The 19373-nt window shown below is 42.2% G+C and carries 18 protein-coding genes and 1 tRNA gene; 8 read left to right on the top strand and 11 right to left on the bottom strand.

Going from position 1 to position 19373, the window contains the following annotated elements; genetic code table 11:
* Position 1 precedes the first annotated feature (1 nt).
* Both AC1DV1_RS03530 and thiL read right to left on the bottom strand, forming a co-directional pair.
* Entirely contained in the window at positions 2-427 is a 426-nt protein-coding gene (locus AC1DV1_RS03530; RefSeq protein WP_477355321.1) for a hypothetical protein, read from the bottom strand.
* Positions 428-1474, bottom strand: a complete 1047-nt coding sequence (thiL, locus tag AC1DV1_RS03535; protein ID WP_477355324.1) for a thiamine-phosphate kinase — start codon at positions 1472-1474, stop codon at positions 428-430.
* Between the two features lie 525 nt (positions 1475-1999).
* Between thiL and AC1DV1_RS03540 the strand changes: the two genes are divergently transcribed.
* Positions 2000-3424 (top strand): DNA/RNA non-specific endonuclease, encoded by a 1425-nt coding sequence (locus tag AC1DV1_RS03540; protein WP_477355327.1) that lies wholly within the window; start codon positions 2000-2002, stop codon positions 3422-3424.
* A gap of 344 nt (positions 3425-3768) precedes the next feature.
* Here the strand turns inward: AC1DV1_RS03540 and AC1DV1_RS03545 are convergent, their stop codons facing one another.
* The 4 genes from AC1DV1_RS03545 to AC1DV1_RS03560 all read right to left on the bottom strand — a co-directional run bounded on the left by AC1DV1_RS03545 (position 3769) and on the right by AC1DV1_RS03560 (position 6925).
* Entirely contained in the window at positions 3769-4557 is a 789-nt protein-coding gene (locus AC1DV1_RS03545; protein WP_477355330.1) for an MlaD family protein, read from the bottom strand.
* A complete protein-coding gene (locus AC1DV1_RS03550; RefSeq protein WP_477355333.1) occupies positions 4554-5345 on the bottom strand; it encodes an ABC transporter ATP-binding protein in 792 nt (263 codons plus the stop codon). The genes AC1DV1_RS03545 and AC1DV1_RS03550 overlap by 4 nt, the downstream gene beginning before the upstream one ends.
* Before the next feature lies 1 nt (position 5346).
* A complete protein-coding gene (locus AC1DV1_RS03555; RefSeq protein WP_477355336.1) occupies positions 5347-6123 on the bottom strand; it encodes an MlaE family ABC transporter permease in 777 nt (258 codons plus the stop codon).
* 91 nt (positions 6124-6214) lie between these two features.
* Complete coding sequence (locus AC1DV1_RS03560) at positions 6215-6925, bottom strand: pirin family protein (RefSeq protein WP_477355339.1); 711 nt, start codon at positions 6923-6925, stop codon at positions 6215-6217.
* A 170-nt stretch (positions 6926-7095) separates the two neighbouring features.
* Between AC1DV1_RS03560 and AC1DV1_RS03565 the strand changes: the two genes are divergently transcribed.
* The 5 genes from AC1DV1_RS03565 to AC1DV1_RS03585 all read left to right on the top strand — a co-directional run bounded on the left by AC1DV1_RS03565 (position 7096) and on the right by AC1DV1_RS03585 (position 13912).
* Positions 7096-7752: an NAD(P)H-binding protein gene (locus AC1DV1_RS03565; RefSeq protein WP_477355342.1), complete on the top strand. Its 657-nt coding sequence runs from the start codon at positions 7096-7098 to the stop codon at positions 7750-7752.
* Positions 7749-9617, top strand: coding sequence for an ABC-F family ATP-binding cassette domain-containing protein (locus AC1DV1_RS03570; RefSeq protein WP_477355345.1), 1869 nt, complete (start codon positions 7749-7751; stop codon positions 9615-9617). Before AC1DV1_RS03565 ends, AC1DV1_RS03570 begins: the two co-directional genes overlap by 4 nt.
* 1 nt (position 9618) lies before the next feature.
* Positions 9619-9864 carry a CBU_0592 family membrane protein gene (locus AC1DV1_RS03575; protein WP_477355350.1) on the top strand — a complete coding sequence of 82 codons (246 nt, stop codon included), beginning with the start codon at positions 9619-9621 and terminating at the stop codon, positions 9862-9864.
* A 423-nt stretch (positions 9865-10287) separates the two neighbouring features.
* Positions 10288-12150: a tRNA uridine-5-carboxymethylaminomethyl(34) synthesis enzyme MnmG gene (mnmG, locus tag AC1DV1_RS03580; RefSeq protein ID WP_477355352.1), complete on the top strand. Its 1863-nt coding sequence runs from the start codon at positions 10288-10290 to the stop codon at positions 12148-12150.
* 115 nt (positions 12151-12265) lie between these two features.
* Positions 12266-13912 (top strand): Ig-like domain-containing domain, encoded by a 1647-nt coding sequence (locus tag AC1DV1_RS03585; protein ID WP_477355355.1) that lies wholly within the window; start codon positions 12266-12268, stop codon positions 13910-13912.
* Here the strand turns inward: AC1DV1_RS03585 and AC1DV1_RS03590 are convergent.
* Together AC1DV1_RS03590 and AC1DV1_RS03595 are read right to left on the bottom strand one after the other, a co-directional pair.
* Positions 13902-14411, bottom strand: a complete 510-nt coding sequence (locus tag AC1DV1_RS03590; protein ID WP_477355358.1) for a gamma carbonic anhydrase family protein — start codon at positions 14409-14411, stop codon at positions 13902-13904. The two genes, AC1DV1_RS03585 and AC1DV1_RS03590, sit on opposite strands and share 11 nt — an antisense overlap.
* 290 nt (positions 14412-14701) lie before the next feature.
* Complete coding sequence (locus AC1DV1_RS03595) at positions 14702-14917, bottom strand: four helix bundle protein (protein WP_477355361.1); 216 nt, start codon at positions 14915-14917, stop codon at positions 14702-14704.
* 113 nt (positions 14918-15030) lie between these two features.
* Between AC1DV1_RS03595 and AC1DV1_RS03600 the strand changes: the two genes are divergently transcribed.
* A tRNA-Gly gene (locus tag AC1DV1_RS03600) sits at positions 15031-15103 on the top strand.
* 95 nt (positions 15104-15198) lie between these two features.
* On the opposite strand, the gene AC1DV1_RS03605 is transcribed toward AC1DV1_RS03600, so the two are convergent.
* Together AC1DV1_RS03605 and nadA are read right to left on the bottom strand one after the other, a co-directional pair.
* Positions 15199-15825 carry a hypothetical protein gene (locus tag AC1DV1_RS03605; RefSeq protein ID WP_477355364.1) on the bottom strand — a complete coding sequence of 209 codons (627 nt, stop codon included), beginning with the start codon at positions 15823-15825 and terminating at the stop codon, positions 15199-15201.
* A 230-nt stretch (positions 15826-16055) separates the two neighbouring features.
* On the bottom strand, positions 16056-17048 hold the full coding sequence (gene nadA, locus AC1DV1_RS03610; RefSeq protein WP_477355367.1) for a quinolinate synthase NadA: 993 nt from the start codon (positions 17046-17048) through the stop codon (positions 16056-16058).
* 407 nt (positions 17049-17455) lie between these two features.
* Here nadA and nadB point away from each other — a divergent pair, with 407 nt between their 5' ends.
* Positions 17456-19048 (top strand): L-aspartate oxidase, encoded by a 1593-nt coding sequence (gene nadB, locus AC1DV1_RS03615; protein ID WP_477355370.1) that lies wholly within the window; start codon positions 17456-17458, stop codon positions 19046-19048.
* 97 nt (positions 19049-19145) lie between these two features.
* On the opposite strand, the gene AC1DV1_RS03620 is transcribed toward nadB, so the two are convergent.
* Complete coding sequence (locus tag AC1DV1_RS03620; RefSeq protein WP_477355373.1) at positions 19146-19364, bottom strand: hypothetical protein; 219 nt, start codon at positions 19362-19364, stop codon at positions 19146-19148.
* Positions 19365-19373: the final 9 nt, after the last annotated feature.

The raw sequence follows: 19373 nt of genomic DNA on the forward strand, positions 1-19373 counted from the left end.
TTTATAGGGCAACCCTTGGCCTGTTAAACCAAATGGCCGCGCTCTTTGAAAAAAGCATAATGATAGCAGTAACTTCTAACAGGATCTCTCCTAGAAACAACCCCATTACTAACGGGCTTAATTTTACAACCGGATTTTTTTGGAAGAAAACTACCGAAGCCCATATGAACGATAGCAGGTTAAAAACAATAAAAATCAATGTTACTATCCTGGCCCATTTGCGCCCCTCGCCTGTAGCAAATATAATGTATATAGCCAAAAGCAATTGGGTAATAAACTCAAATGGGTGGATATGATCAAGCGAGTTATTGGCCATTTGAATAATCAATGCTAAATAAAGCAACACTACACCTCTTTTTACGGTAGCAGGAACATTGCCTTCCGGATGATTATTTAAATAAAACCTGTTTAAAAGCTTGCCCGACATTTATTCGGCTTTTTTAAACGCGTTCCATCCTTGCGCCTTTAACGGGTGCGAGTTCCCTGATGTGGTGATCAGGTTACACCCGGCAGAAGCCTCGGTAATATGCCCGATAATAGTGATATCCATTTTAAACTTTATCTTATCGTAGTCTGTTTGTTTTACCGTGAACAGCAGTTCATAATCTTCGCCGCCGCTTAACGCGCACACTGTTGGATCAAGGTTAAACTCGCGGGCTGTTTCGTAGGTCATCGGATCAAGTGGGATCTTTTCTTCGTATAAATTACAGCCTTTGTCGCTTTGCTTACAAATGTGCAGTATCTCAGAGGCAAGGCCGTCAGATACATCTATCATTGCCGTAGGTTTTACCTCGATGCTTTTAAGCAGTTCCACAATATCGCGGCGGGCTTCCGGTTTTAGCTGGCGCTCAACGATGTAATCTTTACCTTCCAGGTCGGGCTGAATATTGGGATTTTCCAAATAAATCAGCTTTTCGCGTTCCAGTAATTGCAGGCCGGTATAAGCGCCGCCCAAATCGCCTGATACGCAAATCAAATCACCTTCGCCTGCCCCGTTACGGTAAACAACATCAGCGTCGTCGGCATAACCTATTGATGTTACACTAATTACCAGCCCCTGTTTTGATGAGGTGGTATCGCCGCCAACCAGGTCGACATTATATTTCTCGCAGGCTATGTAAATGCCTTCGTACAGTTCTTCAATTGCTTCCAGCGGAAATTTGCTCGACATGCCGATAGATACCGTAACCTGTGAAGCAGTGCCATTCATGGCGTAAATGTCGCTCAGGTTAACCTGGATTGCCTTGTAGCCCAAATGCTTTAACGGAGTGTAAGCCAAATCAAAATGAATGCCCTCCAGCAGCATGTCTGTGCTTACCAGAACTTTTTTACCTGCAAAATCAAGCACGGCGGCATCGTCCCCTACTCCCTTATTGGTACTTGGCTGCGTTAGTTTTATATTTTGGGTTAAATGGCCTATCAGGCCAAATTCACCTAATTCTTCCAGATTTGTTCTTTCCTGATTTTCAAACATGTTTTTTGTAATTACGCCGGCATCTTGCCATCAATCAGCAAAAATACAATTATTCCCATTAGGTAAAGCGACGGAAGGTAAGGGTTTCGGGAAAACGCATTTAAATTGGGTTAACATAACTTAACACATTTCAAGTAAAAGTCTTCATAAATATTTGCCAATCAATATTTTATCGTTTTTGCAAGGTTAACACTAAATTGATGCTTCATGCAAATTAAGCGCACACAAATATTTGCGCTTGTTATTGGTCAAAACAGGTGCCCAATGGACATGGATCCTTTAATCGGAACCAGGGAATAACGCCAGTCATCGTTTGATGCTTATATCTTCTTCACCTCCTAAGCTTCTTCCCTTAACTACCATTAAATAACGGTTCATCGCGCTAAATAATTAGATTCATTTGCCTTGGTAAAGCCTTGAATTTGTAATTATTACGATAGACAATTCGATAATATAGTATTACTATAGTTTATTAATGTTTGGTTAATATCAATTGCCGATTTTTGCCTCATTAAAAACTATCCTATGAAATTAAGAAATTTATTTATCTGTATTGGCTTAATGCTGGCCGTGGCCAGCTGTAAAAAAGACCTGCAAAACCCGCACATCCCGCCCGGCGATACCACGATTATCCAGCAGCCGGTGCCTTATATGGTTGTTGAAAATTTTGAAAACGGCAGCAAAACAGCCTATGCCATTGCAAACGTTCAGCTGAGTACCGGTTTGTGGAGTTTTAACGACGCATTGATAGGCAGCCTGGCTGCTGATGTTAAAGATGGCAATAAAGCAGTAAGGCTGCGCACCGGCGATATCACCATGAAATTTGATGTAAAAGGCTTAAAGCAAATCAGCATCAAACATGCCAAATATGGGAATGATGCAGCATCAACCTGGCAACTGATGATGTCGACAGATAGCGGAGCTACCTTTACGCAATTGGGAACAGACATCGCCGAAAACAGCACCAGCCTGGTTACCGACTCATTTAAAGTGACCACTACAGCAAAGGTCCGTTTTCAGATTAGGAAACTGGGTACCACCCGCATAAACATTGATGATATTACCTTCAAAGGACTTGGCGATCCGGGAATTATTGTCGGCCCGCCCGATACCGGCGGGAGCGATACTACGGGCAACACCGGTACAGCAGCGCCCGACAGAGGGGTTATTGCCGGTACCGATGCACAGCCAACAACCGGCGACAATAGCAACATTTTGCTGGGCAACCCATCAGATGCACAGCCTGCTATTGTTATGGCCAATAACTACCTCATCGATCAAAAATATTACGAAGAATCATATAATAGCACACGCGGCACGCCAAATTGGGTTAGCTGGCATCTTGATGCTACCAATATTACCAATGCCTCTGCCCGCCTGGATAATTTTGCCGGTTTTAACGGCTTACCTACAGGCTTTTACGAGGTAGAAAGCAACAGCTATTCTGGCTCGGGGTTTGACAGAGGGCATAACTGCCCTTCGGCCGATCGGACAAGTTCGGTTAATGCCAATTCGGCCACATTCCTAATGACCAATATGATACCGCAGGCGCCGCAAAACAACCAGCAAACCTGGGCTAACCTTGAAAATTACCTGCGCGAGCAGGTTGTAGCCGGGAATGAAGTGTATATAGTAATGGGGAGTTACGGAACCGGCGGAACTGGCTCAAATGGCTCTGTAAGTACTATTACCAGCGGCCATGTAACGGTGCCAAGTAACGTTTGGAAAGTGGCAGTTGTTGTGCCAACCGGCGATGGCGATGTTAACAGGATTACAACAACCACAAGGGTAATAGCCGTTAATACACCCAACGTTAACACCATTAATGCCGACTGGAAACAATACCGCGTAACCGTGCGGGACATTGAGAAGGCTACCGGTTATAACCTGCTATCAAACCTGCCGCAAGCGGTGCAGGATGCCGTAGAAACTAAAAAGGATAACCTGTAACAATACTCGCAAACACAAAAAAGGCCCTCCTTTGTACTTTAAAGTTAGTTATAAAGCGGGGCCTTTTTAATTAAAAAATCATTATTGTTGGCTTTAATTCGATCGTTTTACCCGATAACCAACGGATATAATTACCTCCAGGTTATAAAAAAAGTGTCGTAGTTTTTACCATCCGGGGCAGTTGTTCGGAAATTCCGAACAACTAAATTTTCATTAAGTTCGGCCTCTCCAAAATATTTTTTACATGTTCGCTTATAGTCGGTTTAGCTTTTAGTGCTGAAGTGGTTACATTCTCCGCTTAATGCCTCTTACAGTATAAGCATGGCCCCTTTTAACGGAATTTTTTAGTTATTATCGTCTGCCTTATCTTTTGCACCCTTATCCTGGCCCTTTTGTAATTTTTCCTGCGCTTTTTTGATGGAATCTTGTTTGGCTTTGGCTGCCTTTTTCTTTTTATTAAAGAACCCTTTTAGCAGGAAATTTGATTGCGCCGCTTTCAGGTCTTCATTTAAAGTACCGGTGGTTGCATGCACATTTTGCATCGTTGTTTTGGCCTGCCGCACAGTACTTTCCAGGCTCCTGGATAGGTTATCGTTATTTAATAGCCGGCCAATACTACCTTTTCCACTATTTATTTTACCTACAATCTCTGCCAAGTCGCCGGTCATCTCTTCGGCATTATCAGCTACCCTGGTTAGTTTGGTTATTATCCTATCCACATCAACCGGGTTTACTGAGGCCAGCCGGCCCCCATCTGCAACCTGCTGGTTACTGGAGATGCCGCCGGGAGCTAAAACCACCAGCTTATCGCCCATTAAACCATCGCTGCCGATACTTAGTTTCGAGTCGGTTTTTACAAATTGCCTTACCTTGTCGTTCAAGGTAAGATCAACTCTAACCGAGCTGTCGGTTACAATGTTGATAGATTGTACCACGCCAACGTTAATACCGGCAAAGCGTACGTTGTTGCCCACCTGCAGGCCGTTTACATTTTTAAAGGTGCCATAAACGGTAAAGGTGGAGTTAAACATACTTTTCTGGCTCCCGATAAAAAAAACTGCGAGTCCCAGTATCACCAACCCAAGGAAGGTAAAAAGGCCTATTCTTATTTTTTGTGATGATGTGGTTTTCATGTTGTTTCGTTAAAAAATGATCTTACAAGTTCGTTATCAGACTTATGGAGTTCTTTCCAGGAGCCCTCGGCTATATATTCGCCATCGTTCATTACTACAATCCGGTCGGCCACAATACGTGCACATTCCAGGTCGTGGGTAATGATGATGGACGAGGTTTTATATTTTTTTTGCATATGCAATATCAGCTCGCTTATCTCGCGAGATGTTATCGGGTCAAGGCCGGTGGTAGGTTCATCGTAAAGCATAATTTCGGGGTTTACAATCAACGTACGGGCCAGCCCTACCCTTTTGCGCATCCCTCCCGATAGGTCGGATGGCATTTTATCTATCGCATCAAGCAATCCCACGTTGTCTAATACCTCTTCTACTCTTTTATCAATCTCGGCCTGGTCTTTAAGCTTAAGCACCCTGGTAAGCGGGAATTCGAGGTTATCCCGCACCGTCATGCTATCATATAAAGCCCCGCTCTGGAACAGGAAACCTATTTTCATACGTAGCTGCTTTAATTCCTCGTCGCTCATCTGGGCCACTTCTTCTCCAAAAACGGTAAGTTCGCCGCCGTCGGGTTTAAGCATACCTACAATACATTGTATGGTTACCGATTTGCCTTGCCCGGATTTGCCCAGTACTACCATGTTTTCGCCCCGTTTCAGGTCGAAGTTGATGTTCTTCAATACTTCCTTGTCACCAAAAGCTTTTCTGAGTCCTTTTGCGTGTACAACCACCTCATCTTTTGATGCAGATGGCTTTTCTTTAGTTTCGATATCTTCTTTTTTTGCTGCCATCTCAATGATAAAATAGTAAACTGGTGACTTGTACCGCGATGGCATCAATAACGAAGATCCAAAGCGAAGCGGTTACCACAGCAGAATTTGCCGCAATACCTACGCTTTCCGTACCCTTATTGGAGTGATAGCCTTTATAGCATCCCACAAAACCGATGGCGAAACCAAAGAAGATGGTTTTTATAACCGCGGGCAAAAAATCCGAAAAATCAAGAGAGCCTATACACTTCTGAAAATACAGCGTGAAGCTTATTTTATCGTTAATATTAAGGGCAAGGAAACCACCCGTCAAACCTATTACATCGCCAATTACCGATAATAATGGCACCATTAAGCTGGTTGCTATAATGCGGGTTACCACCAGGTACTGTATAGGGTTGGCGCCCGATACCTCCATGGCGTCTATTTGCTCGGTAACTTTCATGCTGCCCAGTTCGGCGCCGATGCTGGAGGCTATTTTGCCTGCGCAGATAATGGCAGTAATTACGGGGCCCATTTCGCGGATAAAAGATACCGCGAGGGTTTTAGGCAGCATACTTGCCGCGCCAAGGGCAACAAGCGATGGTCTGAGCTGGAGAATAAGTACAAAGCCCATGATGAAGGAGGTAATGCCCACCAACATCAGGGACCTGTAGCCAATTTCGTAACATTGCCGCACAAACTCCGACCATTCGAAGCCGCCTGCAAAAATATTTCTAAAAAATCTGCCGAAGAAAACACATTGTTCGCCAATGTTTAACATCCACTTGCGCCAGCCGGTAATTACCTGTTCTGCCATATATTAGGTTATAATTTGACATACAACAACGTATTGTCAAAATGTTTTGCAGTTCAGAAAAAATCGGCTCTTGGCGGTCGGCTTGCAGGATTTATGACATGGGTACGTCAATGATCAGGTAACGGGATTCTTCTTCGGCTTCAATTGTAAATGAACTACTATCATGAACACCTATAGCATCGCGTTTGTTTAACAGGATGCCATTTATTTTAGCAAGGCCATTTAACAAGAACACATAAGCGCCGTTGCCTGGCGTTTTTATGGCATAATTTAAAGCCTTTCCGGCCTCGAAAGTACCCATGCTGAAAGTGGCATCCTGGTGCAGCCAAAGATTGCCGTCGCTCCTATCGGGCGATACCAGGATGGTGAGTTCATTTAGCTTAAACTGATCAGTAAAACTCTTTTGATCGTATCGTGGTGTTACATTTCGCTCTTTCGGAAACAACCATATCTGTAAGGTTTTAGCTATTGCCGTTTTCGACGCATTATATTCTGAATGATAAACACCGGTTCCGGCCGACATTACCTGTACATCACCGGCATTAATAACGCCTTTGTTGCCCATATTATCCTGGTGCTCCAGGCCGCCTTCCAGCGGGATAGTCACAATTTCCATATTATCATGCGGGTGCAGGCCAAAACCCTTGCCTCCGGCTATAATATCGTCATTTAAAACCCTAAGAGCTCCAAAACTCATCAGTTCGGGGTTATAGTAAGGGCCAAAGCTGAATGAGAAATTTGCCTTTAACCAGCCTATATCATTTTTTCCACGTTCGTTTTCGGGGTAAAATATTGTTTTCATTGTTATGTTTTCCTTTTTATATGTTTAAACATCAATATATGTGCCAAGAGGCCGGCTTGGCAGGTTAATAGGGCGGCGAAGACTCACCCGACGAGGCTGCGCCCCCGTTCAAACCACCTCATATTTACACTGATTTAATTATGTGTATTTTTGCAAAAAATTAAGTATCAATGGCAAATAAAGCTATTATTGCAGGTTCAACAGGACTTATTGGCAGTAAATTGCTCCAAATTTTGCTGCGTGAAAGCTTTTACGACGAAGTTTTGATCCTTGTGAGGAAAAAAATCGATCTCGATCATAAAAAACTAACGCAGCTGGTGGTCAATTTCGACCAGTTGGATAGCTATGCCGATGCGCTAACGGGGCATGCTTTATTCAGTTGCCTTGGTACAACCAATGCCAAAACGCCGGATAAAACAGTTTACAGGCATATCGATCATGATTATCCTGTTCACCTGGCACAATTGGCCTTAAAGAATGGTATCGGGCAGTATCACCTGGTATCATCCATAGGTGCAGATACCGGTTCGTCGTTTTTTTATACTAAAACCAAGGGCGAAACAGAAGTAGATATCCGGCAATTAGGGTTAACTGGGTTATATATCTACCGCCCATCAATGTTAACTGGCAACAGGCAGGAAAAACGATCAATGGAAAAAGCGCTGATCGCTTTCTATAAAATAATAGATCCCCTGTTATTTGGCAGCTGGAAAAAATACAGGAGCATAGCCGGCGAAACGGTGGCTATGGCCATGTACAAACAATCAACAAAAAACAATACTGGCACGTTTATATACGAGTCTGATCAAATAAAGCAACTATCGTGAGTACTTATCTATCTGCCGAGAACCTTGGCCATCAATTTCATGACAACTGGTTATTTAAAAATATAACCATAGGCATTAACCGCGGCCGCAGGGTTGCATTGGTTGGTGTTAACGGCGCCGGCAAATCAACCTTATTAAAATTACTGGCCGGCTATATAAAACCGACTGAAGGCAAGGTGGTGCAGGCGCGCGACCTGAATATGGGCTACCTTGAACAGGATCCCGGCTTTAAGGATGCCGTAACCATCAGCGATTATATTTTTCATGCTGATGATGTACAGCAGCAAATGATTCGTAAATACGAGGAATTGCTGGAAAACGACCCTGACAATGCCAAGGCGCTTGAAAAGATCATGGAAGAGATGAGCGAGGTTGACGCCTGGGAGTACGAGTACAAAATAAAAACCATTTTGGGCCGGTTGGATATCCACCATCTTAACCAGCATATCAGCACACTATCGGGAGGACAAAAGAAACGTTTGGCTTTGGCCAAGCTGCTGATTGAAGACCCGGACATTTATATTTTAGATGAGCCTACCAACCACCTGGATATTGATACTATAGAGTGGCTGGAAAAGCTACTGACCGACGGATCGAAAACCATATTGATGGTTACGCACGACAGGTACTTTTTAGATAACGTTTGTAACGAGATATTGGAGATTGACCGTGGTAAGATAGTACCGTACAACGGCAGCTACGCCTATTACCTGGAAAAGAAGGCCGAGCGGGATGCAGCTGACGAAGCATCGTTCCAGAAAAACAGCAACCTTTTAAGGAAAGAATTGGAATGGATGCGCCGCCAGCCACAAGCACGCGGTACTAAATCAAAAGCCCGTATTGATGCTTATTACGACCTGGAAGATAAAACCAAACAGGGTGGAGCCCGTGAAAAGGTTGAACTGAGCGTTAAAACAGCACGCCAGGGAAACAAGATCATGGAGATGGAGCACCTGTATAAAGGCTTCAATGGCAATACTTATATCGAAAACTTCAGCTACGTATTTAAAAAAGGCGACAGGATTGGCTTAGCCGGCAAAAATGGTACAGGTAAATCAACCCTGCTAAACTTAATCACGGGAGGCTTACAGCCTGATAAAGGAACCATTGTAAAAGGCGAAACCACGGTTATCGGCTACTTTCACCAATCGGGAATTGTTTTTAAAGAAGACGACCGCGTGATAGATGTGGTAAAAAACGTGGCCGAGTTTATCACCATGGCCGATGGTAAAATGATTTCCGCCTCGGCCTTGCTCACTTTGTTCCTGTTCCCTCCTGCCAAACAGTATGGTTTTATATCCAAACTAAGCGGTGGCGAAAAGAAACGTTTGCAGCTGATGAGCATCCTGATGAAGAACCCTAATTTCCTGATCCTGGATGAGCCTACCAATGATTTGGACATTGATACTTTGAATGTATTGGAAGAGTTTTTAACCAACTATTCGGGTATATTAATGATGGTATCGCACGATAGGTACTTACTGGATAAACTAACCGACCAGCTATTTATTATGGAAGGACAAGGTAAGGTGCGCATATATAACGGCAACTATTCATCATACCGGGTTGAGCTGGATGAAGCCAAACAACAGAATAAAAAAGGCAATACCGCCCCTACTCCTGTTGCTACTCCTGTTGCTAAAAAAAGTAAATTAAGCTTTAAAGAAGCTAAGGAACTGGAGACTATAGAAGCAGAAATTACCGTTATAGAAAACAGTATAAAAGCTAAAACCGATGAGTTAAACAAGGTGGGTATTGAGCTGGCAAAGCTAAATGAAACCATAGCGCAGATAGCTGATTTGAATAAAAAACTGGATACTAAAAGCGCCCGCTGGATGGAACTAACAGAATTAAGCGGAGTATAAAATGAAACTATCAGATATCATAGCATCTATTGGTGTTATCATTTTATTGATAGCCTTTGTACTTAATTTACTGAATAAACTGTCGTCAGACAGCAGGGTTTACAAGCTGTTGAACTTTATTGGTGCAGGCACTTGTTGCTACGCATCTTACATGGTAAGTTTTTACCCTTTTGTTGTTTTAGAGGGTGTTTGGGGTACTGTGGCACTGGTTTCTTTATTGCGGGTTCCACGTGGAACGTCAGTTTAAAAGGATATTATTTATAGCTCCTATAACACACAAATGCTATACAAATGAGATACTATTAAACAATAAAGTTGCATTTTTATGTAATAAACTGATACTTTTTAATACAAGTATTACAAGCGACAGGCTGATATCGATACTCATGTTCCACGTGGAACATGAGTACAAAACAGAGCCGTCCTGTCACGATATATTCAGTTTCAATCCTCGTAATTTTATGTTCCACGTGGAACATAAAAAGGATACCATCATTAGTTCGGTATTAGCAAAAGAGGTACCAACTGTAGTTTAAATAGATACTAATCGGCACCGATTAAAACCAATTACAGCGTATAACTCATTCAGATTTTATTCGTGTGATTCGGAAAATTCGAGATAATTAGTGTTACAAATTTGATTGTTCCACGTGGAACATGGAGGTATAAAATGTTTAAGAAATATAACGTTATTGTGGTTGGTGCAGGGCATGCAGGCTGTGAAGCAGCGGCAGCAGCAGCCAACCTGGGATCGTCTGTTTTACTCATCACCATGAACATGGGCGTGATTGCACAGATGAGTTGTAACCCCGCTATGGGCGGTGTTGCCAAGGGACAGATAGTGCGCGAGATTGATGCATTGGGCGGCTACTCGGGTATTATCACCGATAAAACATCTATCCAATTCAGAATGCTCAATCAATCAAAAGGCCCTGCTATGTGGAGCCCAAGAGCGCAAAGCGACCGTATGCGATTTGCGGAAGAATGGCGTTTAGCATTGGAGCGTACACCAAATGTCGACTTCTGGCAGGATACTGTTTCGTCCCTTTTAATCAAAGGAAATACCATTGCAGGCGTACGTACTTCATTAGGTGTCGAGATAGAAGCCGACGCGGTTGTATTGACTAATGGTACCTTTTTAAATGGTATCATTCACATAGGCGAAAAGAAATTTGGAGGTGGCCGGGCCGGCGAAAAATCGGCAACCGGCCTTACCGAACAACTGACTGAATTAGGTTTTGATGCCGGCCGGATGAAGACCGGTACCCCTCCCCGCATCGACGGACGCAGCCTAAATTACTCCCTGATGGAAGAGCAATGGGGCGATGAAGAACGTGGTCGTTTCTCCTACACCGATGTTGAAATGATACAACAGCAACGCTGCTGCTGGATTACTTATACCAATACCAATGTACACGAAACGTTAAAAGAAGGCTTCGAAAAATCGCCAATGTTTACCGGCCGCATCAAAGGATTAGGCCCAAGATATTGCCCATCTATTGAAGATAAGATTAACCGTTTTGCAGAGCGCGACCGTCACCAGATTTTTGTTGAGCCTGAAGGATTGAACACGGTAGAGATTTATGTAAATGGTTTTTCAACCTCCCTGCCCGAAGATGTACAGTATAAAGCATTAATTCAGATACCAGGTTTCGAGAAAGCTAAAATGTTCCGCCCGGGATATGCCATCGAGTATGATTACTTCCCGCCTATCCAGTTAGGGCTCACTTTAGAAACCAAGTTGATCAGCAATCTTTACTTCGCCGGGCAAATCAATGGTACCACCGGGTATGAGGAAGCGGCATCGCAGGGCTTCATTGCAGGCATCAACGCGCATCAAAAAATCAACGATAAACATGAGCTGATCCTGAAAAGATCCGAATCATATATCGGTGTATTGATTGACGACTTGGTAACCAAAGGCACCGAAGAACCTTACCGCATGTTTACTTCAAGGGCCGAGCACCGCTTGTTATTACGCCAGGACAATGCCGATATCCGCCTATCCCCTATGGGCCATGATTTAGGTTTGATAAGCGACGAACGTTTGGATAAGGTAAATCAGAAGATTAAAAACTCGGATGATATTGTTGCCTACACCCGCACCAAATCAATCGACCCATCTGCAGTAAATGGTTTATTGGATGAGCTGGGAACATCGGCCATAAACCAGGGTGCCAAACTCTTCAATTTGCTAAGCCGCCCGCAGGTTGGTTTCAACGATCTTAAAAAAGCGGACACCGGGTTGGAAGAATTATTATCGGCCTATGACAAAGAAACAATTGAGCAGGCTGAAATAAAAATCAAATATGAGAGTTACTTTATAAAAGAAATGGAAATTGTTGACCGGATGAAAAAAATGGAAGACCGCGAGATCAATCCAAATTTCGATTATCACACTTTAGTTTCGTTATCAAAAGAAGCCCGCGAAAAATTGATGAAGATAAAACCACGCACTTTAGGCCAGGCATCCCGAATTTCGGGCGTCTCGCCGTCGGATATTTCGGTTTTAATGGTTCACGTGTCCAGATAATCTATAACTAACTGATAATTAATAATTTACAAAAAGTCTTTTTAAATCAATTATTTTAGATTTTTAATAGCAGGATTCGTAAAAATATAAAAATCGCTTATATCGCCTAAAAACCATGTTAAATCAAAAACCGGCTAATTTTTACAATTTTTTCTTTTACATTTTTGTCGCTTTGGTCATTTTTGGCTGCGCAGCCCAGCAACAACCGCAGGGAGGCCCCAGGGATGTAACACCGCCGGTTTTGGTGAAGGCCTTGCCGGCCAACAAGACCCGTAATTTTGCCGCCAAAGAAATTAACCTGGAATTTGACGAGTTTATAAAACTGGCCAACCAGTACACCGAAATTACCATGAGCCCCACCATGGAAAAACAACCGGAGTACACCGCCAACAAAAAACACCTGCGCATAGTTTTTAAAGACACCCTTAAAAAAAATACAACCTACGTTATCAATTTTGGAAAAGGCATCCAGGATGTAAACGAAAGTAACGTAATGAAAAATTTCACCTACGTTTTTTCAACCGGTCCGCATATCGATTCGCTCAGCATCTCCGGCAACGTAAATAACACCCTGACCCAGGAAAAAGAAAAAGACGTAACCGTAATGCTTTTCCCGCTAAAACAAGACTCCCTCCTGTTTGGTAAAAAGAAACCATCAATTTTTACCACTACAGATTCATCGGGTAATTTTAGTTTGAATAATTTACATGAAGACCAGTACCGCATCTACGCGTTAAAAGAAGCAAGCCCCGATAAAATTTTTAATAACGATAATGAACTCATCGCTTTTTTAAAGAAACCAATCAACCTTAAATCTGATACAGCAAATATCAAACTAAACCTGTTTAAGCAATTCCCCGAAAAATTCAGGTTCTCAGAAAAACGATTTGACGTGGATGGAAAAATGCTGTTCGTGTTTAACAAGGCCTTGCAAAACCCATCGTTAAAAATAATTTACCCGGCAGATATCAATAACCAAAAATACGTTGAGTTTAGTAAGACCAAGGATACTGCATCAGTATTTGTAAAATACATGAACTTCGATTCTATCCGGGTGGCTGTTTATGATAACAATAAACCGGTTGATACCACCTACCTGCTAAAGCAGAAAAAAGAAACCTTCACCAGGGTATTCAATTTTAAATACAATATATCAAACGATAAGCTGAAACCAGGTAACGATCTTAAAATTACCAGTAACCTGCCGGTAGACGTTATTGACAATGCGCAGATCACACTAAAGGAGGATTCTATTGGCCTGGGCTCATCCGATTATACTTTGCAAAAAGATACCGGTAATGTTAAGAGTTTAACGCTTAAATACCGCTGGCGGCAAAACGCCAAATACGAGCTTATTTTTAATCCCGGTGCATTCACGGATATATACGGCGATAAAAATAAATTTACTTCAAAAAAATTCCAGCCTGATAAGCCCGAAAACTATAGCTCGCTTACGTTGAAAGTTACCTTACCCGATACCTCAAAGGCCTACGTTGTTGAGTTGCTGAATGATCAAAAGGTAGTATTGGAAACAACCCCTATCAGGCGAAGCGGCCCTGTAGTTTATAAAACTATTTTAACCGGCAAATACTTCATCCGGGTAATTTACGATGAAAATAAAAACGGCCGTTGGGACAGTGGTAACGTGCACCTAAAAAAGCAACCCGAAAATACCTGGGTAAACGAAAAAGAGATTACCCTGAGACCCAATTGGGAGGCCGAGGAGCCTATTGTAGTGCCCAGGGAGCCACTTACTCCATAAACCAACCCGAATACATGATATAGTTTTTTGGAAGCTGCTTAAGCAGCTCTATTTGCTGATCTGTTAAAGGTTTTATTTTTTTAGCAGGCATACCGGCATATAAAAAACCCGACTCGCAAATGGTATTTTCCAATACTACTGCACCGGCAGCTATGATCACAAACTGGTTAACAACCGCATGATCCATTACAATGGCACCCATGCCCACCAGGGTATGGTCATGCAGTGTACAGCCGTGCACCAGGGCGTTATGGCCTATAGATACATTACTGCCAATATTGGTAGGCGCCCTTAAATACGTAGCATGTATCACCGCACCATCCTGGATATTGGTGTTATCCCCTATCCTGATATAATGCACATCGCCACGGATAACCGCGTTAAACCAAACCGAACAATTACTGCCCATTACCACATCCCCAACAATGGTGGCATTTTCGGCGATGAAGCAATCTTCGCCCCAGATCGGGCTTTTATCTTTTACAGGTAGTATGACCATTTTAATTATTGAATTACTGATTTATTGAATTATTGATTGGAGCTGCACTCTTAGCTAATTATTGAATTATTGATTGGAACTGCACTCTTTAGCTAATTATCAAAATAATTAAATGCTTTCAATTACTTACTTTACGACTTATTGATGGTAACCGTTTTTCTGGATGCTGACACTATTTTTCAGAATTTGGTTAGCGTCATCCATCAAAACTGCAATATCGGAAAGTTTAATGATTTCAGCTTCGACTAATACCTCCATCCAAAATACAGATTCATCCGCTTCTTCAACTACTATGGATAACTTGGCATGAAACTCTGAGACCGTGCCCGGCAAGCAGCCCTATAATTTGCACCCACAGACGAAGACGAGCGTAATAACTGTCTCGCTATTAGTTTCGCTTCCTCTATTTTGGGTAAAGACTTGAAAAGCTTAATATTATCGACGACAAATTTCTTTGTACGTTTTTTAAACATCTCGGCAAACTCAATTCTGCTAACATCATTCATGTATACCTAAGCTAATTCAATAATTCAATAATTCAATAATTCAATAATTCAATAATTCAATAATTCAATAATTCAATAATTATTTTTTATTGTTATGTTTGACTACAAAATAAGCGGAAATAGCTCAGCTGGTAGAGCATCAGTTTCCCAAACTGAAGGCCGCGGGTTCGAATCCCGTTTTCCGCTCTTATACTTAAACCAATATCCTAAACTACCTTAATTTCGAGTAATCATCAGGTAAAACCTGAAAAAAATCGTTATGACGGTATTCGATACTCATACTACTCAAAATCTCCGTCCTCTACAAACAATTTATCCAACTCCTCCAAAAACTCATCTGTATCATGTACGGCCGGGTTATACGTTTTTAGCGATTCAGTGGTCAGCGGGTATTCATCCATAAAGTTAATATCATCCAGCTGATATAGTTCAAACTCATGCATGGTATCTTCAAAACGGATTTGATCCATACCCCAGTACTGGATATATTTGGCCCTTTTAACAAATGCTTCTTCTAAAAATTCTTCGTTATTAAATATTACGCCTATTTCTATAAATCCATCCTGCGCTATTTCAATTTTGTATTGCTCTAAATGGTTTAGCAGGGTAAATTTATCGGTATAAATGCCGTAAGTAGGTTCGTCATCAATATGATGATAAATGCAGGCAACTTCTTCAGGTAATTGCAGTGTAAGTGTTTTAAATAAAAGCCACAGCCGGTTATTATCTATATTGATCTCGGCCGAAAACTCGAAGGGGAGCTCATCGGATGTATTAAGCTTCAAGGTATATCCCTCCACAATATTGGCATGTTCCCGCTCGGCAATACGGTTTAGTATTTTTTCATCCTTTGGTACCTCATCAGGCCGGGCAGTACGTATGGTAGGCGGTAGTAGTAGTGGTTTCATTAAAAATTTATACTGTAAGTAGTCATATTACCACCCATACTAACAATAACAGACTGCCAATCCTAGGTACGAAGGATGACAGGAAATTGAACATGTCATTGCGAGCGATAGCGTGGCAATCTAGTAGCGGGCATAGCGAATTTGCATAGTTCGCGATTGCGTCGTTCCTCGCAATGACATAGTTTTATCTTTTCATTTCTGAATTGCAGATCACGAATTTATTCACCCCTTTACAACCCCAACCTCGCCGATATCTCCAGCATCCTCTCAATTGGTTTCACAGCCTTTTCAATAATATGCTGTGGTACGGTAACCTCAGGATATCCATTTTTTAAACACAGGTACAATTTTTCAAGTGTGTTGCGTTTCATGTGCGGGCAATCGTTGCAGGCGCAGCTGTTATTTGGCGGCGCCGGAATAAATATCTTATCCGGGTTCTCTTTTTGCATCTGGTGCAGTATTCCGGCCTCTGTAGCCACAATAAACTCTTTTTCGGGGTGAGTACTTGCGTACTTTAAAATACCCGTTGTAGAGCCTATATAGTCGGCCATTTGCAATATCACTTCTTCACATTCGGGGTGCGCCAGCAGCTTTGCGCCGGGGTACCTCTCCTTCAGTTTGGTGATCTTTTCGCGGCTGAAAATTTCGTGAACCATGCAGGCCCCGTTCCACAATACCAGGTCGCGGCCTGTTTTTTTGGCTACGTAAGCACCAAGATTTTTATCTGGGCCGAAGATGATCTTCTGATCTTTCGGCAGGCTTTCTACAATCTGCACCGCGTTGCTTGATGTACACACAATATCGCTTAAAGCTTTCAGTTCGGCAGTACAGTTTACGTAGGTGATCACCAGGTGATCGGGATAATTTTCCTTAAACTTTTTAAACAAATGTGGCGGGCAACTATCTGCTAATGAGCAACCTGCCTTTACGTCTGGTAGTAAAACCTTCTTTGCAGGCGAAAGTATTTTGGCAGTCTCGGCCATAAAATGTACCCCGGCAAAAACGATAACATCGGCATCGGTTTTGGCAGCCTGCTGCGATAGCCCAAGGCTATCGCCAATATAATCTGCAATATCCTGTATATCGGGATCCTGGTAGTAATGGGCCAAAATGACTGCATTTTTTTCCTTTTTGAGTTTTTCAATTTCATCAAACAAGTCAAGGGTTGGGTCGATGTATTCGTCCACAAATCCCGTCACATTTATTTCTTCGAAGATATCCATTTCAACAAATCAATTAATAACAACTAATTTTATATATAAATAAAACTATTGTTTGTTATGGTGTTAGTTATGTGCAAAAGTCATTTAAAAAAATGCTTTAAAAGTTGTTTTTCACTTTTTATTAACATTTTTTCACAGGTTTTTATTTTCTATTGAATTGATCCTGTGATTTGTATGACAATCAAATTTTAATTTAAAAAGTTATTTGTTAATAATTAGGTAACCTGTAAAATGTTAGCTTTAGTGTTTAAACTGCGCAAAAGTCGCTGAAAAATTATTCACTTTCAGCATCAAAAGTGGAGTTCTCCACACTTTGATTATTTGTTAGCTATTTGTTTACACGAAATTAACATGTTTTATACCGGTTATTAACACAAAGTGTACTTTTACACATATATACATAAAATATGACCCGAAATGTTGATTTTCTGATCGTAGGATCAGGCATCGCCGGATTAAGTTTTGCCCTTAAGGCAGCCAAACACGGTAAGGTGCTGATAGTTACAAAATCAAACGAAGACGAATCGAACACGAAGTATGCCCAGGGCGGTGTAGCAGTAGTTGTTGATAAAAAGGAAGATTCTTTTGAAAAGCACATCGAAGACACTTTAATAAGCGGCGACGGCCTTTGCGACCGCGAAGTTGTGGAAGCCGTTGTTAAAGAAGGTCCCGAGCGGATTAACGAAATTATTGATTACGGAACCAATTTTGACAAGACCAACGAAGGCTTTTACGACCTGGCAAAAGAGGGTGGCCACTCCGAATTCAGGGTATTACATTATAAGGATGTAACCGGGCTGGAAATTGAAAGGTCGTTGTTGGCCGAGATCCACAAGAACCCGAATATTGAGATATTAACACATTACTTTGCTGTCGACCTGATTACCCAGCACCATTTGGGCCAGCTGGTAGGTAAATCGAGTACCGATATTACGTGTTATGGTATTTACGCTTTTAACACCGAAAGTAATGTTGTGGAAAAGATCCTGTCGAAAGTAACCGTAATGGCATCGGGCGGTGCCGGCCATATTTATTCTATCACCACAAACCCTACCATTGCCACCGGTGATGGTATTGCCATGGTTTACCGCGCCAAGGGTAAAGTAAGGAATATGGAATTTATCCAGTTTCACCCAACTGCGTTATATAACCCGGGTGAATATCCGTCGTTCCTGATATCTGAAGCGGTGCGTGGTTTTGGCGGCGTATTAAAACGTACCAATGGCGAAGAGTTTATGCAGGAATACGATTCGCGTAAATCATTGGCGCCAAGGGATATAACAGCAAGAGCCATTGATGCCGAGATCAAAAAATCGGGCGAGGATTTTGTGTACCTGGATATCCGCCATCGCAGTAAGAAAGATATTTTAAACCATTTCCCTAATATATATGCCAAATGCCTGGAAATTGGGATAGATATGACCAAGGATATGATTCCCGTTGCACCGGCCTGTCATTATATGTGTGGTGGTATAATGGTTAATCACGTTGGGCAGTCATCAATATTAAGGTTATATGCCTGCGGCGAATGCTCGTCAACCGGTTTACATGGCGCCAATAGGTTGGCATCCAATTCGTTATTAGAGGCTTTGGTTTTTGCGCACCGTATTTATGAAGATGCGATAGGAAAATTTGAAAGTTTTGTGATCCCCGAAAATATTCCTGATTGGGATGAGCATGGCGTACAACTATCAAACGAAGACATCCTGGTAACCCACAACGTGCGCGAAATGCAAAAGCTGATGAATGATTACGTGGGCATCGTCCGCTCCGATTTCAGGCTGGAACGCGCCATGCGTCGTTTAGGTTTATTGTACGAAGAAACAGAATCATTCTACAAAAAAACCAAGCTATCTGTAAAACTCTGCGAGTTGCGTAACCTGATCCAGGTATCATTCATCGTCGTAAAATCGGCCATGTTAAGGAAAGAAAGCCGTGGGCTGCATTATACTACAGATTACCCCGTGCATGCGGAGGAGGTTAAGGATACGGTGTTTTAGGGGGAATCCTAATAAAACTGTTGTCATTTCGAAACGAGGTACGAGTGAGAAACTATATCTTGAGCGTAGCGAAAAATCTTATACGCTGTGCATCGCCTTAGCCTTTCGTAATGCAGGGTGTATAAGATTGCTCCTCACTCCAGCACGCAAGCCCACTCGGTTTGTCGAAATGACAATTGGGTATTTGTAGTCCCCTTTTTCCCAAAAAATTTTTCCCGCCTTCGGCGGATACCGCATTTACCGGCCTGGCGGTTTTTTCCGCCCTGGTATTTTTATAGCCTTTTATGCCAATAATTTGACCAATATTGTATTTCATCAAAATATG

The sequence above is a fragment of the Mucilaginibacter sp. P4_D1 genome, from assembly GCF_056401935.1.

What these genes read in the sequence shown, in the direction of transcription:
- AC1DV1_RS03560 (WP_477355339.1), bottom strand. Translation starts at nt 6,925, where the DNA reads ATGAAAACAATATTTTACCCCGAAAACGAACGTGGAAAAAATGATATA.
- AC1DV1_RS03545 (WP_477355330.1), bottom strand. Translation starts at nt 4,557, where the DNA reads ATGAAAACCACATCATCACAAAAAATAAGAATAGGCCTTTTTACCTTC.
- thiL (WP_477355324.1), bottom strand. Translation starts at nt 1,474, where the DNA reads ATGTTTGAAAATCAGGAAAGAACAAATCTGGAAGAATTAGGTGAATTT.
- AC1DV1_RS03605 (WP_477355364.1), bottom strand. Translation starts at nt 15,825, where the DNA reads ATGAAACCACTACTACTACCGCCTACCATACGTACTGCCCGGCCTGAT.
- AC1DV1_RS03590 (WP_477355358.1), bottom strand. Translation starts at nt 14,411, where the DNA reads ATGGTCATACTACCTGTAAAAGATAAAAGCCCGATCTGGGGCGAAGAT.
- mnmG (WP_477355352.1), top strand. Translation starts at nt 10,288, where the DNA reads ATGTTTAAGAAATATAACGTTATTGTGGTTGGTGCAGGGCATGCAGGC.
- AC1DV1_RS03620 (WP_477355373.1), bottom strand. Translation starts at nt 19,364, where the DNA reads ATGAAATACAATATTGGTCAAATTATTGGCATAAAAGGCTATAAAAAT.
- AC1DV1_RS03565 (WP_477355342.1), top strand. Translation starts at nt 7,096, where the DNA reads ATGGCAAATAAAGCTATTATTGCAGGTTCAACAGGACTTATTGGCAGT.
- AC1DV1_RS03575 (WP_477355350.1), top strand. Translation starts at nt 9,619, where the DNA reads ATGAAACTATCAGATATCATAGCATCTATTGGTGTTATCATTTTATTG.
- AC1DV1_RS03540 (WP_477355327.1), top strand. Translation starts at nt 2,000, where the DNA reads ATGAAATTAAGAAATTTATTTATCTGTATTGGCTTAATGCTGGCCGTG.
- AC1DV1_RS03550 (WP_477355333.1), bottom strand. Translation starts at nt 5,345, where the DNA reads ATGGCAGCAAAAAAAGAAGATATCGAAACTAAAGAAAAGCCATCTGCA.
- nadB (WP_477355370.1), top strand. Translation starts at nt 17,456, where the DNA reads ATGACCCGAAATGTTGATTTTCTGATCGTAGGATCAGGCATCGCCGGA.
- nadA (WP_477355367.1), bottom strand. Translation starts at nt 17,048, where the DNA reads ATGGATATCTTCGAAGAAATAAATGTGACGGGATTTGTGGACGAATAC.
- AC1DV1_RS03595 (WP_477355361.1), bottom strand. Translation starts at nt 14,917, where the DNA reads ATGAATGATGTTAGCAGAATTGAGTTTGCCGAGATGTTTAAAAAACGT.
- AC1DV1_RS03555 (WP_477355336.1), bottom strand. Translation starts at nt 6,123, where the DNA reads ATGGCAGAACAGGTAATTACCGGCTGGCGCAAGTGGATGTTAAACATT.
- AC1DV1_RS03585 (WP_477355355.1), top strand. Translation starts at nt 12,266, where the DNA reads ATGTTAAATCAAAAACCGGCTAATTTTTACAATTTTTTCTTTTACATT.
- AC1DV1_RS03530 (WP_477355321.1), bottom strand. Translation starts at nt 427, where the DNA reads ATGTCGGGCAAGCTTTTAAACAGGTTTTATTTAAATAATCATCCGGAA.